This is a genomic window from Photorhabdus hindustanensis, from assembly GCF_002968995.1.
In the GTDB taxonomy this organism is placed as follows: domain Bacteria; phylum Pseudomonadota; class Gammaproteobacteria; order Enterobacterales; family Enterobacteriaceae; genus Photorhabdus; species Photorhabdus akhurstii.
Window position 1 is genome coordinate 1 of the sequence record NZ_PUWT01000056.1, and the last position, 21,865, is coordinate 21,865.

Below are 21,865 nucleotides of genomic sequence, written 5' to 3' on the forward strand. Positions count from 1 at the left end.
TCACGACCCCTTTTAATATCCTGATTTCAAATGCTTCACATGTCTGACGAACTAACTCGCGCACCCGTATTGCTACTTCACCTATCAGCACTTTGTGCCTGTATTTCGTTACCCACACAAAATGGTATTCAATCTGAAATACTGTGTGACTACCGTATCTGTAATCCATGTTGCACCTCCCATGCAACACAGTATCTCAGCTAAAGCTGACCGACTAAAGTCGGTGGTTTTAACCTTTCATATGGAAGAATAAACTTCACTCTGTAATCCATTGAATAAATATCAATTCTTTTCTTTTTCTTTTTCTTTTTCTTCACTATCAGGTTTATTCATAGTAAGAAGACAAGAATATGCAATTGCAAAAAACAAAGCACCAAACCGGATTGATCTATAATCATAAATACTAAAATAATGTGGAAATATATATACCAGTACACCGCCATTTACAGCAATGTTATGCTGTACAGTATTAACAACCACAAAAATAACAGTAAAAAGCACCGTTCGAATATAACCCCTTACATATTCCCTCAACTTAAACAGTACAATAAGCACCAAAATAGACATTGCGTAATAAATAATTACAAAAAAGACATTGTAATAGGATAATGTCACATCATCACTCATCTTTTTCACCATTATCTCTGCTTTCCTTTTCTTTACTATAGGGTCTATCCATAATAAGAAGACAAGGATATAAAAATAAAAGAAAATTCGCACCATATCTAATTGAATCATAATCGTCAATGCTAAAATAATGTGGGAATATATATACCAGCACACCACCATTTACAAAAATACCATATTGAATAGCACCAACAACCACAATAATAACAGTAAAAATCACCTCTCTAATATAGCCCCTGACATATTCACTCAGCTTAAACAGTACAATAAGCACCAAAATAGACATTACGTAATAAATAATTACAAAAAAGACATTGTAATAGGATAATGTCACATCATCATTCATTTTTTTCACCATCATTTCCACTTTGCTTTTCTCTTTCCTCACGATCAAATTTGCTCACAGGCATCAGACAGCAATATACAATAAAGAAAAACAAAGCACCAAACCGAATTGAGCTATAATCATAAATACTAAAATAATGTGGATATATATATATCAGAACGCCGCCATTTAATAAAATATTATATTGAATAACAGTAAAAACCAAAAGAATAATAGTAAAAACAACCGCTTGAATATAAATTTTTACGTACCCCCTCAACTTAAAAAGTACAATAAGCACGAGAATAGACATTGTGTAATAAATAATTACAAAAAAAACATTGTAATAGGATAACGTCACATCATCATTCATTTTTCTCACCTTTAGAAATCGAATAAATACCGAAACTAGTCACAAGATCACCAGTAATCTCAGCAAGCAAAGGTATCCTCCCCATCACCTGCCACCCTCTGATGTAATCAGTTTTTATATACCGAAATAAACGAAACGTTCCGGGCCTCACAACAGATCTTGCCATTCCGTACCCAGACAACGCCAGATCTACATAGCCGTAAATTCTATCACCATCAGCTCCACTATAACCAAGCGTTTTAGCTGCATCACGATAAACATCTCTTACCGGACCTGAAACCTCTTTTCTTAATAACAGGTAATACCCATTCTCATAAACATTATTTCCTCCCTGTATCAGTAGAGGTACACCAAAACCCGCACAAGCGGCGCCAAGAGAGGCCACGCATACGCCAAGACCAGCAAAGATTTGAGAACCACCGCTAACAAAACCAATTCCTTTCAAAGTTAAATTGGTTTCTTCATCCCCTTCTTCTTTTTTTTCTTTTTGAACAATCATATATATCTGGCTATCATTCATTAACAGGTCAAATTCCTGTCTCTTTAGGTTATCTATTTCATCTTGCAGGATTGCAATACCACCATCAACAGACAAGCAATTTGTACCTATCTCATGATTAACCGTTCTGATGAGTTCATTTATTTCAAAAAGGAAACGACACCCGCTTCTAGCATCAGAAAGATATCTAAAATTAAGCTTGGATGATATCTCATGTAATTCTTTAATTTTGAGCTCTAAATAATGCAAACTCTGTCTTGATGAAAACGCCATGTTAAACCTCTATAACTCGTTAATTTTGACTCATACGATCCCCAAACAATGTGATAACCACTCCATGATCCTGTCCAAAAGAACACTGTAAGCCCTTAACCTTAGAATGCTGATTCTAAACTCCAATGGATAACCGTTATATAAAAAGGTCCTCATCCACGGCTGAATCAGATAGCTATGATTTGGTCCCACATGATCCTAATTCCTGATAATACCTATTAAGGCACGCTAATATCGAGAAATGCTTTTCCATAGCGGATACCCAGATTATCTGGGCCATACAATATCTTTACGACTTCTATCAAATCAAACCAAATCCATTAAATCACAATAATAGAACAATAAATAGTCTTTTCTTCCCCAGATATTCTATCTTCTAAATACTAACCATTATTCAAACCTAATTTTTTAAACACTATCTATTCTTCAATAATAACAATTATATCCCCATAGAGTTTCTCATCCCTAAAGAACCCGGTTATTTTCATTAACAAAATCAAGAGGCTTAAAATCTTCATACTCTTTTACTACCTAATACGCTTTAAATTCATTGCCCTGCTATGTGCTGTTATTTCCTTACTTACACGATTAGAATTTCATTTGAAATAACGTTTTCCACACCGGCTTAACGCAAAAGTCAGCAATATCAGTCAGGCAATGTCTCTTATGTTCAGGCATAGTGCTCTCTAATTGGAGGATTCAATGCACAATGATAAAACTGACGCCTACGTCAAACGATTCAATCAGGTATTTAATTATATTGAGCGCCATTTGGATGAGCCGCTCACATTGGAACAACTGAGTGAGGTAGCGAATTTTTCGCGTCATCACTTTCATAGGCAGTTTGCCAATTACTGCGGTATACCTGTAGGACGCTATATCCAATTAATGAGGTTAAAGCGTGCTTCTTACCGTCTGGCATTCAATCCGTTAGAAAAAATCATCGATATTGCGTTGGACGCAGGTTTTCAGAATCCAGAATCGTTCAGCAGGGCCTTCAAACAGTCATTTGGTCTGACACCAAGCCAGTTCCGTAAACAACCGGCTTGGATAAATTGGCACCAGCGTATGCCTGAACAAAAACATATCAGGAGACAAACCATGAATGTAAAAATTATTAATTTTCCAGAAACACTTGTTGCCATGTTGTCCCATCATGGTCAACCCGAGTTGGTCAATGCAACCACCGCACGTTTTATCGCATGGCGCAAAACCACAGGACTGTCACCTGTTACCAGCAGTCAAACCTACGGTATCGCTCCACACGATCCGGCAACGATAAAAGGAGAAGATTTCCGCTTTGATATTTGCGGCACAGTCGAGGCGCCAATCCAAGAGGACAATCTGTTCGGAGTGACTAACGGCGTCATACCCGGTGGACGCTGTGCCGTAGCTCGCCATTATGGCTCACATGATTCTTTATCAGAGAGTGCGCGATATTTGTATCGCGACTGGCTACCTGCCAGCGGAGAAGAGCTACGCGATTTCCCACTGTACTTTCATTATTTTAATTTTGTGCATGAAGTCGCTATACATGAATTACTGACGGATATTTACTTACCGCTTAAATAGAGTGGCGCTTGTGTCGCAGGCACATATTTTACAGCACGTTATTAACAGTTTGCCCAAAATCTCGAAAGAACGGTACGGTCGTATTGGAGGATGGCCGCCAGCCATCCTCCCGCATTTCATCAATAAGAACGTACAACCTCATTAATTTTTACTCAGATTAATTAGATAATTCTTTTTAGGCTATTCTCATTTTTTTCTATTGACAATAATTGCATCAAAATCATTATTACGTGTCAGCCATAGAGAAAGCGCTTTCAGCGAATCAGGGGTGAATTCATCACAGTGAGCGGTTATCTCCTCCGGCGTCAACCAGCACACATCATCAATTTCCGCTTCCTGTAAAGCAAACGGACCATGACTGATGCAACTGAATAATGCGCCACAAATACGGCAATCTTCTGCTTCATAATAAAAACTACCATGTTCTGCAAAAGGTACACCGGCAATACCTAACTCTTCTTCTGCTTCACGCCGGGCAGAATCCAACATATTTTCACCCGCCATCACAACACCGCCTGCGGTCGCGTCCAGCTTTCCCGGATAAAAATCTTTAGTTATTGTACGATGTTGAACCAAAATCTTTCCCATGCCGTTGTGAACAACGATATAAGTCGCACGGTGTCGTAAACGTTGGGCACGCATTTGTCGACGCGTAGCCTGAGCAATGACTTCATTATTTTCATTAACGATATCGATCCACTCAACACTCACTACATTCTCTTGTTCCATCTTCAAAAACCTTTTTTATTAGCAAGAACTTGTAAATCTACAAAATGTTTATTCTACTCAAAACAACCAAATCGATAGGGACCCTACGAAGTTATTCGTTTCAGACGGCTCATGCAACCTTTTCGCTAAACTTGAAATAGAACTGTAAAGAAACTGTAGTCTGATAAGGTTTTTACTGGTAATGATAACAGGGTTGACAGCTTCATCTTATCAACCCTGAAAATTAGAAAAGAGAAATTCAAACCGTCGTCCGTCCATATTCCTCATTATGGCGGCATTATTTTCTGGCGTTCTATTTATTTGGTTATAAATTTCAATTCATTAATCTTAATATTTAATTTATTCACCTCTGTTTCATCATAATTCTTTCTCAATCCGCGTAGCAATATTGGTATAACGTGTTAAGGCCAAAATATCGCGTTTATCTTGCAGAGTATCAATAAGTGCTAGCTCTAATTGGTCATCCATATTCAAAAACAGCGTATTGCGTTGCCGAATATCAGGAATAATATCACTCCTTTCATTCATTGTTTTTTCAAATAATTGTTTCTGTTCTTGATAAAAATAATATTTATCGGGAGAAAACAATTCTGCAATTCTATCACCAATGTAATGAATATAGTTTAGCATACGGTGATCAGGGACACCTAAAGCATATTTTAAGGTCGGATTTGCATTACGTGGGAACCACTTATCCCTATCAGCACTACTTATATGTTTAAAAAATTCCTTTTGAATCTCCGATGCCATCTTCATATTATCTTCAGTTTCATGATTCAGTGACGGAATCAAATACAATTTTGCCATGACAGGCAATACCTCTGTAAGCCGTATAAAGTTGTTTGAATCATCCTGTTTTAAAGTCTCAATAATAAGATCAGCCTTATAGAAATGAACGATTTCTCCATGATGTAAAAAAACTTCCTGACCTTTTGTCAAACCCAACAATTCAATGGCGCTAAATAGATAACCCAATGGTCCCCAATAATTATAAAGCCAGTTATCCAAATCTTTTTCCGGGGGCATAGAGGGAACCAAATCATTTTCATTCACATGACGGTAATGTGTAATATCTTCTAATTCTTGTACCGCGCTGCGGGTTAATGTCCGAGGCATCCCATAGCTATACAAGCAAGGATGATATTCTTTCAGTTGGGCACTATGCAATAACCCTAAAGCGCCACCTAAACTATGTCCACAAACAAATACGTTTCGGTTTTTAGCTAAATTAATAATTTTATCAAACATATTTTCATCAGAACCGGGAACTTTTAACTGACCAATAAGATCAAATGCCTCCCAAAACCCCCGATGAACTTTACCATTATTAATAAAACCACTGCATACACCATCTGGTTCACAACCCAATTTCAATGGTTGATACATAATATCAGTAATAGCGTCATCAACACTCGCCGTCCCCCGCCAACTGACAATAATCTCTTGTTGATTAGCTGCATAAAATAATTCCGTATCTCCTATCCCGCTTTCACCCGCTTTTGAATCAATAAATACAACATCAGTGTAACGTTCACTAAATGGCACATCATAAACAATGGGAGTACGCGCTATTTTTTCCACCTTACCAGGCAATTGAGATATATCCAGCATCTGTCGGTTAAAAAAATGAGTAATAGAACCAGCTATATCGACATTATCATCAAAATATGACAGTAATCCCATTAGTGCCAAATTATAAGCATTCACCAGGGAATAATCTTTCTGATGATGTAACAATAGTACCCACGCACGAAACGGACATACTTCCAAAACATACCGGCAGTTTGTTGAGAGAACACGAAAACCTTTCGGTACCGAATCCGGGAAATGATAGCGTGGCGGTTTCTCTTCTATCCATTTATCAATGACAGGCAAGCCATCACTTATCTGTCCAATCGTCACATAATGGTGTTGATGATCTTCCGTTTCCGCTTTTGGTTTGACAACTGACGCCCTAATACTGCGCTTTTCCCGTAATGGACGTTGTTCCATTTCATCAGCTAATGGTTGAGCGCTGATATATAACGTTACCGCATCAGGTGATAAGTTTTCTTCCCTAAGCAATCCTTGATTATTAGTCACACCTTTGCGTTCATCTCGGAACCTCCCGCTACTTATCAGACGATAAGGCATATTCACTAATGGATTACCTTGTTCATCAACTAATTGGAACTCCACCCAATTTTCTGTCATTTTTTGGCTATCAATAATATCACGTGGGCATAATTCGCTCATAATTATTATCTCCCTCTTTTTATTCTGGAATATTAATTCGACACTTATTATTAGGTCGATACATCAATAATAGTGGGAGAGAAAATTCATTCACTCAAGTCTGTAATTGTAATAAAATTCAATAAATGCAAAACGAATATCATTATGAAAAACATAAGGTAAAAAATGGCAGCCAAATAACAATGCAGATCATTGATTTATTTAATTTCACAAATACTAAATCCACAAAAAATAAAAACCAAAAACTCATTATCCTGATATGAAGTTATTATCACCACAAAACAGAAGAAATAATAGTTTGATTTACATAGGGAAAAAATTATCCATACTAATTGTCATGATTAATCATTAAATTTTATTTTCAATGAATTAAATAATGAAAAAATTCCCTCTATGCTCAATCAAAACAGAAATAAGAAATTAATTAATAATTTATCATTGATAGCACATTTTCATTAGTCATCACGCAACATGTTCAGCCTATTCCCCTCAGTCTACAAGGACTCAGAAACCATCACCGAAGAGTTAGTATTGAAAATAGTATTGAAATTGGCTATTCACCTTATCCCACTAGATTTAGCACCAAATTCTTCATAGAAACCAACCGTCACTATACGTTGACGGTATTATTTCGTTACCCCCCAAGAATCCATTCATCTGATTAATTCTTACAATATTATTGCCTGTTTTTGATAGACGATCCCACGCTCCTGCCACATAATTTGTGGCAATATTTTACTGTTAATTTTTTTGATGAGATTTATTGATGTCCAAATTAGAAAAATTATGCGCAGATTTTGCCGCTCAAACTAACATTATGTTGAATCTTTCCACCGGCGCAGTGCAATTGAACATCGGTGATTATGGCCCCTGGTGGTTAGAAGTGGATTCAACAAGAACAACACTGACTTTTCATCATACGGTGGCCTCGTTTGTGAATAGTGATGCGGAATTTTGGCTCTCATTAAACAGTAATATAAATATGCTTGGAGGAGCATGGCTTGCATTACATCAGCCAACGCAAACTATTCGTCTCTGTTTATTACAAGATATAGAACGAATCGATGCTACTGACTTGGCTAATATTCTGGGAAACCTGCAAAAAATAAGAGCCGAACTTCCTTTTCCAGAAACTAAACTCACCACTTCCGCTTCAGCCCACGATATTTTTGTTTGACCTGTTTTCTCAGGCTAAATGGTTCACAGCAGAAAATAAAATAATGGAGAAAAAATATGCCAGATTTTTCAATACAGAGAGCTAACACCAGAATCGATATTCATCAAACTGAATTGCATCAACCAACTGCAACAGATAAAACTAGCCATTGCTGCGAACCATTGCTAAATAATACCATTGATAACCCACTGACAGCGCCAACCTCGGTTATCACACGTTGGAATGAAAAATCCGTCGTAACTAACAAGCAAATTGAAACTAATATTTCTCGTTTAGCCAGCGAAAGCACTGCCGCCCATAAAACAGTTGATTCTCTCTTGTCCAATCTGGTCAAACTTTTTGTTCGGGCGGAGGGTAATGAGTTAACAGCAGTTACTAAAATGCTTAATGCCTATACCGGAGATAAGCCCGGTTTTAGTATTGTCGGTCAACTTGGCGCAGGTGGATTTACTCGAATCATTAGTGAAGCACGGCAGAATGGTGTAAGACCTGATAGGGCAAATACAGAACCGCTAACATTGAGGGAGAAGGCCACTGCTTATTATGATCTCACTAACTCAGCTTATTTCCGGGACACTCTGGAGAAAATTTATTCATCACCTGAATTGAAATCAGAATTCAAGGATATAATTGATATTGGTTACTTGGAAAGTAAAAACTTTGCACCTGCCCGCGGTTCCACTAAGGAAAAGCCCTTACCTGATCAATTGAATCTCTACACTTTTAAAAATGAAAATAAACTTAATGCCTCTGAAAATCCCGAATTATATCAGGTGACTAAACAGAAAGACGGGCAAGAAGTTATCAGTAACCCGGCTCTGGCCGGCAATAGCCTTACAGAAGTCCAGAGAGATTTCAGAACAGCAGCGCCTGATAAGGATAGTGTCTGGGCAACCGCCGCTTCACTTGAGGCCGATAATCGTCTGACCAACCGAGAGCTGGCGTTTGCCGGTCTAAATCCTCGCAACCGGCTGGACAGAACTGACTATCAATTTGGTCGTTCAGAACCTATCAAAGCACATCAAGAGTTAGCTAAGGAAAACATTATCGTACAACGTGGTAACGGTTTTTCTGTCTGGAATGTGAAAGAAAATACAGGCTTTTCTCAGGATGCCGCTTTGCACAATTTGCCAACTGTCGCTGCACCTTCGGGTACTACGGATCGCTTTATTACTGCGGCCAGGTTGTTGGGCGCCGGTCTGAAAAATGATCTTGCTTTAGGTACGCCTACTAACGGCGAATCACCAGAGCAATCCATTCAACGTGGGGATCGGGAAATGAAAGAACTGACTCGATGGCTGGCAACGGGTTATCTGGTTGATGATAATCATCACTCTATGATTGAAGTTAATTTAGGCGCGGCTAACCACGGTTTAGCGCCTCAGTGGGGATTGAATCTCTATACCGAACCCTTTTCTTCTCCTATCCATGCCAAAGGGTTTAGCGTATCCAGCCAGGAAGTATTGGCAGAATTAGAAGGCCGTGATGATGTCCACACAGATTACTCTACTTTCAGGAAAGATCTGTACGGCGGAAGTCGGGCAACAGTTAACGCGGATGGCAGCATAAAAACAAGCTCCAAATAAGTACGCTTTTCTCCAGAAGAAAAACTGATCATTTCTTTATTCATGATCTTCCTGTCGTACTGCTCAGGAAGATCACGTTGGTCTTAGGCTAGGAAGGGTATCAGCATACCTTACACGCTGCACAAATTAATGGTAATGTGTGACGCAATTACGTGTTCCACTGGAGGTTCCATGATCGATCTGTATTATGCTCCAACGCCAAACGGCCATAAAATCACCCTCTTCCTGGAAGAAGCTGGTCTTCCCTATCATATTCACCGAATTGATATTGGCGCCGGAGATCAATTCAAACCTGAATTTCTTGCCATTTCGCCTAATAATAAGATTCCCGCCATCGTTGATCAGCAACCAATCGATGGGGGTAAACCTATCGCCATTTTCGAATCTGGCGCCATTCTTACTTATCTGGCAGAAAAAACGGGTAAGTTACTCAGCAAAGATATGCGTGAGCGTATTCAAAGCCTGCAATGGCTGTTTTGGCAGGTCGGCGGCTTTGGCCCAATGCTAGGACAAAATCACCATTTTAGTCACTTCGCGCCGGAGAAAGTCCCTTACGCGATTAATCGTTATCAGGAAGAGACAAAGCGCTTGTATCAAGTCCTGAATACCCAATTGGAAAAAACACCCTATCTGGGCGGTCAGGAATACAGTATTGCTGATATCTCAACTTATCCGTGGGTTCGTGCCTATGAACGTCAGAATATTGATCTGAACGATTATCCGACAGTGAAAAAATGGTTTGATGCTATCAGTCAACGCCCCGCCACTCAAATTGCCTATAGCAAAGCCTAATACCTGTCTGCGGGGTAACTATTTCCCCGCAAAACTTGATCCGGCTGACAGATAGCTATATCTTTAACCACCAGCCCTTATATCTCTGCTATATGCTATAGTTTTTATATCAACAACAGTTCTTATATCAACAATTTAGGTTATAGGAGTGGTTATGCGTATTTTAATCACTGGCGGAACAGGTTTGATTGGTAGCCGTCTGGTTTGCCAACTTCTTTCTCTATCCCATTCCATTACTATTCTAAGCCGCTCACCTCAAAAAGTTTATTCTCTATTCAGCAATCAAGCTGAATGCTGGACCAGCCTGAAAGATAAAACCGATCTCAACGATTTTGATGCCGTAATCAATCTTGCTGGCGAACCCATAGCAAACAAGCTATGGACTTCAACGCAAAAAGAGAAGCTGTGCCAGAGTCGCTGGACATTAACAGAGCAACTCAGCAAGCTGATTAATGCCAGCCAGACACCACCGGAAGTCTTTATTTCCGGCTCTGCGGTAGGCTATTACGGGGATCAGAATCAAACAGTCGTCACAGAGCATGAGCCGCCTCATGATGAATTTACTCATCAGCTATGTAAGCAGTGGGAACAACTTGCATTACAGGCAGCCAGTGATAAAACCCGGGTTTGTCTTTTACGTACTGGTGTTGTACTGGCAAAAAACGGCGGAGCACTGAAAAAAATGCTTCCCCTGTTCCGTCTTGGGCTTGGCGGCCCTATGGGGAGCGGGAAACAGTATCTGCCCTGGATTCATATTGACGATATGGTGAATGGCATCTATTACCTGTTAATGACGCCTGATTTGAGCGGTCCTTTTAATATGACCGCCCCTTATCCAGTACATAATGATCAATTTGCTGCAACACTGGGAGAAGTATTGCATCGCCCTGCCATTATTCGAACACCTGCTTTTGTGCTGAAATTACTGATGGGAGAAGCTTCAGCGCTGGTACTAGGCGGACAACAGGCCATACCGCATAACTTGGAACAAGCGGGTTTTGGCTTCCGCTATTTTCAGCTAAAAGAGGCATTTGAAGACTTACTAAATGCTAAATCTCAACGCTTTTAGCCCCTTGCCAACGGGTAAATAGATCATGAGGCAGCTCGATATCAAACTGATCAAGCACTCGGTTAACCGTCTGGTCAATAATATCCTGAATCTGTTGAGGCTGATGATAAAATGCAGGCACAGGCGGCATAATCACCGCGCCAATTTCCGCCGCTTGAGTCATCAGCCTGAGATGCCCCAAATGCAACGGCGTTTCTCTCACCCCAAGCACTAACTTACGGCTTTCTTTTAATACAACATCTGCCGCTCTGGTCACTAATCCATCAGTATAGCTGTGAACAATACCTGAAAGGGTTTTTATTGAGCATGGCAAAATGACCATGCCCGAAGTTTTGAATGAACCTGAAGAGATGGCAGCGGCAATATCTCTGTTGTCATACACAACATCAGCCAGCGCCTGCACATCTCGTAAACTATAATCTGTTTCAAGCGCCAGTGTCTGGCGGGCGGAACGACTGATAACCAGATGTGTCTCTATTCCTTCAACTGGTTGTAAAACTTGCAGTAGCCTTACGCCATAAATAGCCCCGCTTGCTCCTGTAAGCCCTACTATCAATCTTTTCATTTTTTCCTCATCAAACACCGAACAGCTATTTAAACCCGAAGGCCATCAACCTTCATTATAGATATCCAGGTTTTCGATTTCATTCTGATTATTCAGCTTTACTTCATCATCTTTACGCAGATTCTCCAGATAATAGAGATAAGTCTGGTCGACGTCTTTGGTAACATAAACACCATTGAATACTGAACACTCAAACCCATCAACATCCGGGTTTTCTTCACGAACAGCGTCGATCAGATCGGTTAAATCCTGAAATATCAATGCATCTGCACCAATAAGCTGACGAATTTCATCCACTTCACGCCCATGAGCAATCAGTTCATTTGCATTGGGCATATCAATGCCATAAACATTCGGGAAACGCACTTCCGGTGCTGCCGAAGCAAGATAAACTCTCTTCGCGCCCGCTTCACGAGCCATATCAACAATCTGTTCTGACGTTGTACCACGCACGATAGAATCATCCACCAATAGCACATTTTTATCACGGAATTCCGCGCGATTGGCATTCAGTTTACGGCGAACTGATTTCCGGCGTTCCTGTTGCCCAGGCATGATAAATGTCCGACCAACATAACGGTTTTTCACAAATCCCTGACGATAGGGTTTACCGAGTATGCGGGCAATTTCTAGCGCGACATCGCAAGATGTTTCGGGGATTGGAATCACCACATCAATATGCAAATCTTCCCATTCACGGGCAATTTTCGCCCCCAGTTTATGTCCCATCCGTATACGGGAGTTATAAACCGAAATTTTATCAATAAAGGAGTCTGGACGAGCCAAATAGACAAATTCAAATAAGCAGGGGGTCAGAGAAGGATTTTCAGCACATTGACGAGTAAATAGCTGACCTTGCTCAGTAATATAAACTGCTTCACCTGATGCAACATCCCGCAGGAATTCAAAGCCTAGCGTATCCAATGCAACGCTTTCAGAAGCGACCATATACTCATTACGGCCATCATCCAAAGTACGCTTGCCTAAAACCAACGGACGAATACCATGCGGATCACGGAAAGCCACTAATCCATGACCAATAATCATCGCAATGCAGGCATAAGCGCCACTCACCTGTTTATGCAGTGCCGCTACCGCCGCAAAAATATTGTCAGGCTCCAATGGATAATGCTGGAAGCAATCCAGTTCACTAGCAAAAACATTGAGCAAAATCTCAGAATCTGACGTGGTATTCACATGGCGACGGGCATCCTCAAACAGCTTTTTCTTCAACTCATGAGCATTCGTCAAATTACCATTGTGTGTCAATGTAATACCAAATGGAGAGTTCACATAAAACGGTTGAGCTTCCGATGCACTGGAGCTGCCCGCTGTCGGGTAACGAACATGACCAATCCCAATCGTTCCCTGTAAACGCAGCATATGCCGGGCTTCAAACACGTCTCTCACTAAGCCATTGGCCTTGCGTAAACGAAACCCATTGTTACCATCAATAGTGGCAATGCCCGCAGCATCTTGCCCACGGTGCTGAAGCACCGTCAACGCATCATAAATCGACTGGTTAACCGGTGTAAAACCGACGATACCAACAATACCGCACATGTAGTTTTTCCTCATCAGCCAAACGGAGAGGTATATTTCTCCGGCAAAAAACTTGACGCATTTTGCAGGTAGTCAAAGAACCACCTAATGATATGACTGAACTGTGGGATCAATTGTGACTGTTTCCAATCTTCACTTCGAGCCAATGGTGTAAATGTATCCAGAAAAAACAGAATAGCCGCGACAATCAGTACACCACGCAATGCCCCAAAGCAGACCCCCAGTACTCGATCAGTACCTGACAATCCAGTCCGTTGCACAAGAGAACCTATCACATAGTTCACCATAGAACCGACAATCAAAGTAGCAATAAACAGCAACGCAATAGCGATCCCGTTACGCACCAATTCATCTTCAAAACGGGTGAAATAGACCGCTAAGTAAGTATAAAAATGGCTTGCCACAAAGAAAGCACATCCCCAAGTAACCAGCGATAATGCCTCACGAATAAACCCACGAATCAGGCTAACTAATGCCGAGAAGCCAATAATGGCGATAATAACGTAATCAATCCAAACCATGTTTTAATTCCAAAATAGACACCTCGGCATCCGTTTCAAGTGCATTCTAACAGAAAACGAAAACGTTTGCGTAGCAAGATTTCCTATCCCGCTGAAAATAATTGGACGGCGAATTTGAGTAATCATCGTCACCGCAATCACTTAAGATTTACTTCTTCATGATCGTTGTCCTATTCGTCACATAGGTATCCGCCCACTTTTTATTACAATCTGTAACTATTATGGCCGATAACTCCTTACTTGCCCTTGTAATCCAGTCAAACTTTTCAATTCTGATAATGCCGAGTCAAGTTGTTGCTTAGAGGCATTCGGACCAACATATATTCTGGTTAATTGACCCTGAACCGGAGATGAAGGAACCGTATAAACCTGATAACCGGACAAACGTAATCTGGCAACGATTTCATCTACCTTTCCGGCATTTTTTAAAGCACCCAGTTGTACGATATAAGCCTGCCCTTGCGGGGCGGTTTCAACCGGTTTAACTTCAGGTTTCGGCTCTGGCTTAATGTCTGGTTTAGGTTTAAGCGCCGGAGCGAGCGGCTTAGTCTCTGGTTTTGGTTCAAGCTTAATCTGTGGTTGAAGCTTCACTTCTGGCTGAACAGCAGGAGGGACTATCGGCGTGGGATTAGGAGTAGTAACCAATGGTATTTCCGGCTGCTCCAATGTTTCTGGCTGCAATGCCTCTGTCTCATCTTCCAGAGGCACTGATAATATTGGTGGATTAAGAGGAGGTATAGATTCAATTTCTTGCTCATCCCCAGGCTTTGGAACCAGGGGAATTGATGCAAATTTATCTTCGTTATATTTCTTGTTGCCGTCTAACAACGCAGGCAGCACAATGACACCCAATGCTACCAAGACAATTGTTCCAACCAAACGATTCTGAAATCTACTTGCCACTTCCCTTCTCCCTGTCCAGAGCCTCCATGACATGCGCTACCGTGTGGAATGAACCACAAACGACAACAATATCTTGCTCATCAGCATCAGCCATCGCCTGATGCCAGGCACTTTCCACATCAGTAAATAGCTGCGACTGTTCAAGATACTGCGCCAATGTCTGTGCATCGGCACCACGCAATTCAGTCAACGGAGCGCAATACCACTCATTTATTTGCTGTGACAGGCAAGTCAGTGTACCGGCAATATCTTTATCACCTAACATACCCACGACACCCAGGATTTTGCTACCCGGTTGACGAGGCAATTGAGCCAGTCTCTGTACCAGATAAGCCGCCGCATGGGGATTATGCGCCACGTCCAAGATCAACAGTGGATTTTCACGAACTATCTGAAAACGCCCCGGCAACTGTGCATTTTGCAACCCTTGATGGATGGCGCTCTCATTAATAGCCCGGCTGACTTTATCATCTTGTCGTAACAGGCAACAAATAACTCCCATTGCCGTCGCGGCATTCATCAGAGGAACATTTGGCAAAGGTAGATTGCTAAATAGCCTATCATCAGATTGCCAGCGCCAGTTTTTATCCTGTTGAGAGAAACGCCAATCAACGCCACAGCGAAACAACTTGGCGCCTAATTCGTCCGCAACTTCCGCGACAGAAGATGGCATATCCGGCTCACCCACTACGGCAAAATGATCTTTACGGAAAATCCCCGCTTTCTCACGGCCAATATGCTCGCGGTCTGACCCCAACCAATCAATATGATCAAGTGCAATGCTGGTAATAGCGGCAATATCGGCATCTACAATATTTGTCGCATCAAGCCGCCCACCTAAACCTACTTCTAAGATGACCACATCCAGACAAGCTTGTTTAAACAGTTGCAAAGCCGCTAATGTGCCATATTCAAAATAAGTTAGTGAAATATCACCGCGACGAGATTCAATATCCGCAAATACACGGCAGAATTCCTGTTCAGGTAACTCTTTCCCCTGAATACGCACTCTTTCGGTATAACGTACAAGATGCGGAGAGCTGTAAACACCCACTCTCAGCCCGGACGCCAACAAAATAGATTCTATCGCGCAACAGGTGGTTCCTTTGCCATTAGTCCCGGATACAGTTATCACCTTAGGCGCAGGATTAACCAATTCTAATGTTTGGGCAAGCTTCCCCACACGCTCAAGCCCCATATCAATGGCCTTAGTGTGCAGGTTCCCAAGATAGGAAAGCCACGTCATCAATGGCGACGTGGCTTGAGGAATTTGTAAAGTGTCAGACATCTTCTTTATTGGTGTTTATTTGAATATCCGCCTCGACATCAGCGGGTTCTGCCACAAATTCAGCAACAATTGGCTTAGTTCCCGGCTGCGACTGATGAGTGAGTTTAGAAAGTAAACTGGCAAGCGTGTCACGCATTTCAAGACGACGAACAATCATGTCAATCGCTCCCTTTGCCAGCAAAAACTCACTACGCTGGAAACCGGACGGTAATTTTTCACGGACAGTCTGCTCAATAACTCGTGGCCCGGCAAAACCAATCAATGCCTTTGGTTCAGCAATATTGATATCACCCAACATCGCCAGACTTGCTGAAACACCGCCCATTGTCGGATCGGTCATAACAGAGATATAAGGCAAACCACGTTCTTGCATTTTTGCTAAAGCAGCACTGGTTTTCGCCATCTGCATCAATGACATCAATGCCTCTTGCATACGAGCGCCGCCACTGGCAGAAAAACAAATCAGAGGACAATTGTCTGCCAACGCTTGTTCTACGGCACGGACAAAACGGGCTCCAACAACCGAAGCCATAGAACCGCCCATAAATGCAAATTCAAAAGCAGCAGCAACAACCGGCATACCACTCAGAGTGCCTTTCATCACGATCAGGGCATCTTTCTCTTGGGTTTGTTTCTGCGCCGCTGATATACGATCTTTATACTTTTTGGAATCACGGAATTTAAGAATATCTTTTGGCTCTAATTCCCCTCCTAATTCCGTCGTTGCTCCTTCATCAAGGAATGTAGCCAATCGGGTACGCGCCGAAATACGCATGTGATGATCACATTTAGGGCAAACCTCAAGATTGCGCTCTAGCTCAGCACGGTAGAGCACCTGACTGCAACTATCACATTTAGTCCAAACCCCTTCTGGGATGTTCGCTTTACGAGTTTGGGTAATGTTGCTTTTATTAAGAATTTTTTCAATCCAGCTCATTGAATGATCTTTCCGTCTGAATCTGGCTTATGCCAGTTTTGTTATTTGTGTGCCATTAAACCACAATGCTATTACAGTGTGGATAAAAAACTGCTCAAACCTGTTACCGGTTATCACTCTTCTGCTTCATCACCGTACGACGATGCCGCCAAATTTCAATCACTCCGGGCAGGATTGAGATAAAGATGATAGCGACAATCAACAGTTTCAAATTCTGTTGTACCATTGGCATATCACCGAATATATAACCAGAATAGGTGAATAACAGAACCCAAACTAGTGCGCCAATCACGTTATAAGCAGCAAAACGACGATAAGACATTTTCCCCATACCTGCAACAAATGGTGCAAATGTTCTGATAATCGGTACAAATCGCGCCAAAATAATTGCCTTCCCACCATGTTTTTCATAAAACTCATGTGTTTTATCTAAATAACTGCGGCGGAAAATTTTTGAATTTGGATTAATAAATAACCTTTCGCCAAAAATGCGACCAATAGCATAGTTCACAGCATCGCCAATAACAGCCGCAATAATCATCAATACCACCATGAGATGTACATTCAGATCATTTGAGTCCAAAGCCGCTAAAGCACCGGCGACAAATAACAGCGAATCTCCTGGCAGAAACGGCGTAATCACTAATCCTGTTTCACAAAATAAAATCAAAAACAGAATGCCATACACCCAATGACCATATTGTGCGACCAGTTCGGCCAAATGAATGTCAATATGGAGAATGAAATCAATAATAAATTTAGCAAAATCAACAAAATGAGTCAGAAATTCCATCATATTCCCCGCTATGCCAAAACATCCGTGTCGGCAACTAACAAGTGTTAAATCAGATCATCTGCCAAAAACAGAGGCCCCATAGCAGCGCCAGGCAAATCAAATTGCGCCGGATAATCAACAGCAACCAAATACAACCCTGCCGCTTTTGCCGTCGCAGCGGCTTTCGTCCGGTCTTTTAAAGTAAGCAACTGGGCCATCCAGTTAATATCCTGATTCCCACAACCAATTTCCATCAGGCTACCGGCTATATTACGCACCATATGATGTACAAAAGCATTGGCTTTAATATCTATGACGACATAATGCCCATAACGGCTGACATTAATGTGCATCACATTACGCCAAGGTGTTTTAGATTGGCATTGCACTGCACGGAAAGAGGTAAAATCATTTTCCCCTAACAAACATTGCGCTGCCTGATGCATTCGCTTTTCATCCAGTGGATAGTGAAAATGGGTCACTCCATTGGCCAGCACTGCCGGACGATAACGATGATTAAAAATAATGTAACGGTATCGCCGGGCAGTTGCGCTAAAACGGGCATGGAAACTCTCATCCACGGTTTTTACCCAACGAACAGCAATATCCGGCGGTAAGTGTACATTCACACCCATTGTCCATGCGGCATCCTTACGCTGAACAGCCGTTTCAAAATGCACAACTTGCCCTGTTGCATGTACTCCAGCATCGGTCCGACCAGCACAAAATACTGATACAGATTCATCGGCGACTTTTGATAATGCTTCCTCAAGGCATCCTTGAACACTTTTCACTTCTTGCTGACGCTGCCAGCCATAATATCGGCTACCATCGTACTCAATGCCCAATGCAATTTTCATTTTTGAACCTGGCACAGATTCCGTTTGTTCTGTACCGAACATCAGTAAAATTGCTCCTGAATCAGTTTTTCCGCTATCTCAACAGCCATTAATGCACCACCAAATCGGATGTTGTCAGCCACAGACCAGAATTGTAATACTTCCGGCATACCATAATCATGGCGCAGGCAACCAATACTCAGCGCATCATTACCTGATGCTTCTGTCACCGGCGTCGGATAATCGCCTTCATCTGCAACGTTAATATCAACCATCCGCTCTAATTCTTCTCGAGCTTCTTCCACCCCGACCGGACGCAAGGTTTCCAAATGAACGACCTGAGCATTACCATAAAAAACAGAAGACTGAACGCAACTCACTGAAATGGGTAATCCCTCATCCTGTAAAACTTTGCGTATTTGATCCACAAGACGACGCTCTTCACTCACAGAACCTTCAACATCTGTTGGCAACGGCAAAAGATTAAATGCCAGTTGTTTACTAAAACGACCCAGTTCCGGTGGGATGCCGTTAAGTAAACGTGCGCTCTGCCCGGCTAATTCATCAACCGCCGCTTTGCCATGAACAGAAACAGAGAACAGATTAGTCAAATGCAAACGTGCAATTCCAGCAGCATCCACCAGCGGTTTAATAGCTGTCAGTACCTGACTGGTCATATTATCCGCCAAAGCGATAATATTACGGTTGCGATAATCCGCCAATGCATGAGGGTTAACACCCGGAACAACTAAAGGTACATCCAGTTCCATAGCAAACAACCCACTGCTATCAATCACCAGACAACCTTCTTCTGTCGCTTTTTCAACATATCGTGCTGTGGCTTCTAATCCAGCCACGAAAAAAGCGAGTTGTACCTGTGACCAGTCAAAATCAGCAGCATCACCAACAACAAAATTCTTACCATTAAAACGCAGGTTCTCACCGGCACTGCGCTCACTGGCGAGAGGATACAATTCACCAACGGGAAACTGACGCTCTTGTAATAACGCCAATATCGCTTCACCTACTGCCCCTGTCGCACCCAACAGGGCAATATTCCAACCTTCTGACATGTTGGTTTTCTCCATCTATATTTCTGACATGCAGATATATTTCTGCACGAATTAAATCAGTTCTGTGCTGAAACCAAGAGCGGCTAACAATTCAGCACTCTCTCTGTTATCACAACATACAGTCAGGGATGACCATTCCCGGCGTTCTAAATAGTTCTTGCGCAGATAATCAAATTGCCCTTTTTGACCGGCCACTTGCCGTAATGGCATATCATCGCGGCGCACATCATACACTAAATGCATCAACCGCTTCAGTGTGCTTTGAGTCACATTTCCATGCAGGGTAACCCGGCTGAAATCCGGTTCCGGCAATAGATCAGATAAAGCCACTTTGCGAGGGTGGCCGAGGAATCCGCAGTAAGCTTCAAATACCTGTGTAGTACCACGCGCTTTACCTTCGAGGGTATAACCTGCGATATGTGGTGTACCAATATCAACTAATTTCAGTAATGGCAGGGATAAATCAGGCTCCGGCTCCCAAACATCCAGAACAACACGAAGTTTCTTACCATGTTCCAACACGCCAAGCAGAGCCTGATTATCAACAACTTCACCGCGGCTGGCATTAATCAATATGCGATTATCCGGCAAAGCCGATAATAATTCAGCATCCACCAAATGGTGAGTTTTATATGGACCCGATTTATTCAATGGCGTGTGGAATGTCAGAATATCCGCCTCTTTGACCAGTTTCTCCAACGGCCAAAAGTCACCAACACCCCCTCTGGCAGCTGCTCTTGGTGGATCACATAAAAGCGTCCGCACACCAAGAACAGCTAACCGTTCCGCCAGTCTACTGCCGACATTACCGACCCCGATAATGCCTACAACCTTATCTTTAAGCTCAAAATTGTCACGTTCAGCCAGCAACATTAATGCAGAGAAAACGTATTCAACCACAGCAATAGCATTACATCCCGGCGCCGCTGAAAACCCAATTCCTGCCTGCGATAACCACGACTGATCCACATGGTCAGTCCCTGCGGTAGCCGTACCGATAAATTTTATCGTGCTGCCTTTCAGCAGTTCTTCATCAATCTTAGTCACCGAACGGACCATAAAGGCATCTGCGTTATCCAATGCCCCCTCCGGCACCGGACGCCCCGGAATAGCTTGCACATCCCCCAATGGCTGAAATAGTTGTTCAGCATAAGGCATATTTTCATCAACCAAAATCTTCACTTAATTCCATCCTGTGGCATAAAACGGACGTAGCCGGCTATTTTGCCACTGAATCATAACAAAACCCATAATAACGGTTTCTTTTATTATTAACTTTTCCTGAAACGGTCCGGTGTCGTACCCGCCAACTGCTGAAACACCGCGATAAAAGCAGAAGATGAGCTATAACCCACATCAAAAGCGACTTCATTCACTGTTTTCCCTTGTTCCAGTAAAGAAATAGCATGCAAAAACCGTAACCGTTGCCGCCACTCACGAAATGACATTCCCAATTCTTGTTGGCAACGCCGTGACAACGTACGTTCCGAGGTATAACACCGTTTTGCCCATTGTGCTAATGATCTATTATCAGCCGGATTATGTTCAAGTTCCTGTAATATCGGCGCCAAAAGTTTATCTTTAGATGAAGGCAGATAGGTATATTGCACAGGAGATTGGACCAATTGATCAATCAGCACCTGAGCTAACCGCAAATCCTGCTCTGTTTCCGGCACCGTCAAGCCACGTTCAAAACAATCAGCCATAATGATATTGAATATTGGACTCAGCCGGATAATACAAGGTTGCTCTGGTAATAATTTTCCCCACTGAGGAGAGATATCTATTGCCCTAAATCGCATGGCCTTTTTGCTATAACCCGAATGTTCTATTCCTTCCGGTATCCAGACACAAAATTGTGGTGGAGCCAAAAAATGTTGTTCCCCAACATTCATTGCCATTACGCCACAAACGACATAAATAAGCTGCCCAAATGAATGGACATGACGTAAACATTCTGTATTCGCACTGAATAATTCGTTACGAAAAGAGATACTCGCAGGAATAGCCATGACATCTACAGGTTCATTCAGCTTTTCTGTCATATTGTCTTAATTGCCTTATCTATTGTCTGATTATCGTTATATATAATAAACCAGACACCTTTAGACTGAACCTTCATTTTTATCTCAATGCGATTCACT

General features: G+C 42.0%; 23 protein-coding genes. 5 read left to right on the top strand and 18 right to left on the bottom strand.

The annotated features are described in order from the left end of the window. From tnpA to C6H66_RS19135, 5 genes are all read right to left on the bottom strand, one after another. Positions 1 to 169 (bottom strand): IS200/IS605 family transposase (gene tnpA / locus C6H66_RS19115; protein WP_146111075.1); only part of this gene is annotated, 169 nt, incomplete at its 3' end. Positions 170 to 282: 113 nt separating this feature from the next. Then, positions 283 to 627 (bottom strand): hypothetical protein, encoded by a 345-nt coding sequence (locus tag C6H66_RS19120; RefSeq protein ID WP_146111076.1) that lies wholly within the window; start codon positions 625 to 627, stop codon positions 283 to 285. After that, positions 620 to 973, bottom strand: coding sequence for a hypothetical protein (locus C6H66_RS19125; RefSeq protein ID WP_105396409.1), 354 nt, complete (start codon positions 971 to 973; stop codon positions 620 to 622). The genes C6H66_RS19120 and C6H66_RS19125 overlap by 8 nt, the downstream gene beginning before the upstream one ends. Beyond that, entirely contained in the window at positions 966 to 1,325 is a 360-nt protein-coding gene (locus C6H66_RS19130; protein WP_105396410.1) for a hypothetical protein, read from the bottom strand. Before C6H66_RS19130 ends, C6H66_RS19125 begins: the two co-directional genes overlap by 8 nt. Next, positions 1,318 to 2,097, bottom strand: coding sequence for a DUF4225 domain-containing protein (locus C6H66_RS19135; RefSeq protein WP_105396411.1), 780 nt, complete (start codon positions 2,095 to 2,097; stop codon positions 1,318 to 1,320). The genes C6H66_RS19130 and C6H66_RS19135 overlap by 8 nt, the downstream gene beginning before the upstream one ends. A gap of 702 nt (positions 2,098 to 2,799) precedes the next feature. On the opposite strand from C6H66_RS19135, the gene C6H66_RS19140 reads away from it, so the two are divergent. Then, on the top strand, positions 2,800 to 3,669 hold the full coding sequence (locus C6H66_RS19140) for an AraC family transcriptional regulator (protein WP_105396412.1): 870 nt from the start codon (positions 2,800 to 2,802) through the stop codon (positions 3,667 to 3,669). A 186-nt stretch (positions 3,670 to 3,855) separates the two neighbouring features. Here C6H66_RS19140 and yfcD read toward each other — a convergent pair whose 3' ends face one another. After that, positions 3,856 to 4,398 carry an NUDIX hydrolase YfcD gene (yfcD, locus tag C6H66_RS19145; RefSeq protein ID WP_105396413.1) on the bottom strand — a complete coding sequence of 181 codons (543 nt, stop codon included), beginning with the start codon at positions 4,396 to 4,398 and terminating at the stop codon, positions 3,856 to 3,858. A gap of 357 nt (positions 4,399 to 4,755) precedes the next feature. After that, positions 4,756 to 6,633, bottom strand: a complete 1,878-nt coding sequence (locus tag C6H66_RS19150; RefSeq protein ID WP_105396414.1) for a lipase family protein — start codon at positions 6,631 to 6,633, stop codon at positions 4,756 to 4,758. A gap of 766 nt (positions 6,634 to 7,399) precedes the next feature. On the opposite strand from C6H66_RS19150, the gene C6H66_RS19155 reads away from it, so the two are divergent. The 4 genes from C6H66_RS19155 (at position 7,400) to C6H66_RS19170 (ending at position 11,257) form a co-directional block, all read left to right on the top strand. Continuing rightward, positions 7,400 to 7,810 (top strand): type III secretion system chaperone, encoded by a 411-nt coding sequence (locus tag C6H66_RS19155; RefSeq protein WP_105396415.1) that lies wholly within the window; start codon positions 7,400 to 7,402, stop codon positions 7,808 to 7,810. A gap of 56 nt (positions 7,811 to 7,866) precedes the next feature. Beyond that, positions 7,867 to 9,396 carry a type III effector gene (locus C6H66_RS19160; RefSeq protein WP_105396416.1) on the top strand — a complete coding sequence of 510 codons (1,530 nt, stop codon included), beginning with the start codon at positions 7,867 to 7,869 and terminating at the stop codon, positions 9,394 to 9,396. Between the two features lie 171 nt (positions 9,397 to 9,567). Beyond that, positions 9,568 to 10,188, top strand: coding sequence for a GSH-dependent disulfide bond oxidoreductase (yfcG, locus tag C6H66_RS19165; RefSeq protein WP_105396417.1), 621 nt, complete (start codon positions 9,568 to 9,570; stop codon positions 10,186 to 10,188). 154 nt (positions 10,189 to 10,342) lie between these two features. Then, positions 10,343 to 11,257, top strand: a complete 915-nt coding sequence (locus C6H66_RS19170; RefSeq protein ID WP_036813968.1) for a TIGR01777 family oxidoreductase — start codon at positions 10,343 to 10,345, stop codon at positions 11,255 to 11,257. Here the strand turns inward: C6H66_RS19170 and C6H66_RS19175 are convergent. The 11 genes from C6H66_RS19175 to C6H66_RS19225 form a co-directional block, all read right to left on the bottom strand. After that, complete coding sequence (locus C6H66_RS19175; protein ID WP_046396071.1) at positions 11,238 to 11,822, bottom strand: UbiX family flavin prenyltransferase; 585 nt, start codon at positions 11,820 to 11,822, stop codon at positions 11,238 to 11,240. The genes C6H66_RS19170 and C6H66_RS19175 overlap by 20 nt on opposite strands. A 45-nt stretch (positions 11,823 to 11,867) precedes the next feature. Further along, positions 11,868 to 13,385 carry an amidophosphoribosyltransferase gene (gene purF / locus C6H66_RS19180; protein WP_046396070.1) on the bottom strand — a complete coding sequence of 506 codons (1,518 nt, stop codon included), beginning with the start codon at positions 13,383 to 13,385 and terminating at the stop codon, positions 11,868 to 11,870. A gap of 14 nt (positions 13,386 to 13,399) precedes the next feature. After that, complete coding sequence (gene cvpA / locus C6H66_RS19185; protein ID WP_036813971.1) at positions 13,400 to 13,906, bottom strand: colicin V production protein; 507 nt, start codon at positions 13,904 to 13,906, stop codon at positions 13,400 to 13,402. Between the two features lie 219 nt (positions 13,907 to 14,125). Beyond that, entirely contained in the window at positions 14,126 to 14,809 is a 684-nt protein-coding gene (gene dedD / locus C6H66_RS19190) for a cell division protein DedD (protein ID WP_105396418.1), read from the bottom strand. After that, entirely contained in the window at positions 14,799 to 16,097 is a 1,299-nt protein-coding gene (gene folC / locus C6H66_RS19195) for a bifunctional tetrahydrofolate synthase/dihydrofolate synthase (protein ID WP_105396419.1), read from the bottom strand. Before folC ends, dedD begins: the two co-directional genes overlap by 11 nt. Then, positions 16,090 to 17,034 carry an acetyl-CoA carboxylase, carboxyltransferase subunit beta gene (gene accD, locus C6H66_RS19200; RefSeq protein ID WP_046396067.1) on the bottom strand — a complete coding sequence of 315 codons (945 nt, stop codon included), beginning with the start codon at positions 17,032 to 17,034 and terminating at the stop codon, positions 16,090 to 16,092. The genes folC and accD overlap by 8 nt, the downstream gene beginning before the upstream one ends. 103 nt (positions 17,035 to 17,137) lie before the next feature. After that, entirely contained in the window at positions 17,138 to 17,827 is a 690-nt protein-coding gene (locus tag C6H66_RS19205; RefSeq protein ID WP_046396066.1) for a DedA family protein, read from the bottom strand. Positions 17,828 to 17,874: 47 nt separating this feature from the next. Continuing rightward, entirely contained in the window at positions 17,875 to 18,669 is a 795-nt protein-coding gene (gene truA, locus C6H66_RS19210) for a tRNA pseudouridine(38-40) synthase TruA (RefSeq protein ID WP_181150246.1), read from the bottom strand. 41 nt (positions 18,670 to 18,710) lie between these two features. Next, on the bottom strand, positions 18,711 to 19,721 hold the full coding sequence (locus tag C6H66_RS19215; protein WP_105396421.1) for an aspartate-semialdehyde dehydrogenase: 1,011 nt from the start codon (positions 19,719 to 19,721) through the stop codon (positions 18,711 to 18,713). A gap of 51 nt (positions 19,722 to 19,772) precedes the next feature. After that, positions 19,773 to 20,903, bottom strand: a complete 1,131-nt coding sequence (gene pdxB, locus C6H66_RS19220; protein ID WP_105396422.1) for a 4-phosphoerythronate dehydrogenase PdxB — start codon at positions 20,901 to 20,903, stop codon at positions 19,773 to 19,775. A gap of 89 nt (positions 20,904 to 20,992) precedes the next feature. Beyond that, complete coding sequence (locus C6H66_RS19225; protein ID WP_046396062.1) at positions 20,993 to 21,766, bottom strand: helix-turn-helix domain-containing protein; 774 nt, start codon at positions 21,764 to 21,766, stop codon at positions 20,993 to 20,995. Positions 21,767 to 21,865 lie beyond the last annotated feature (99 nt).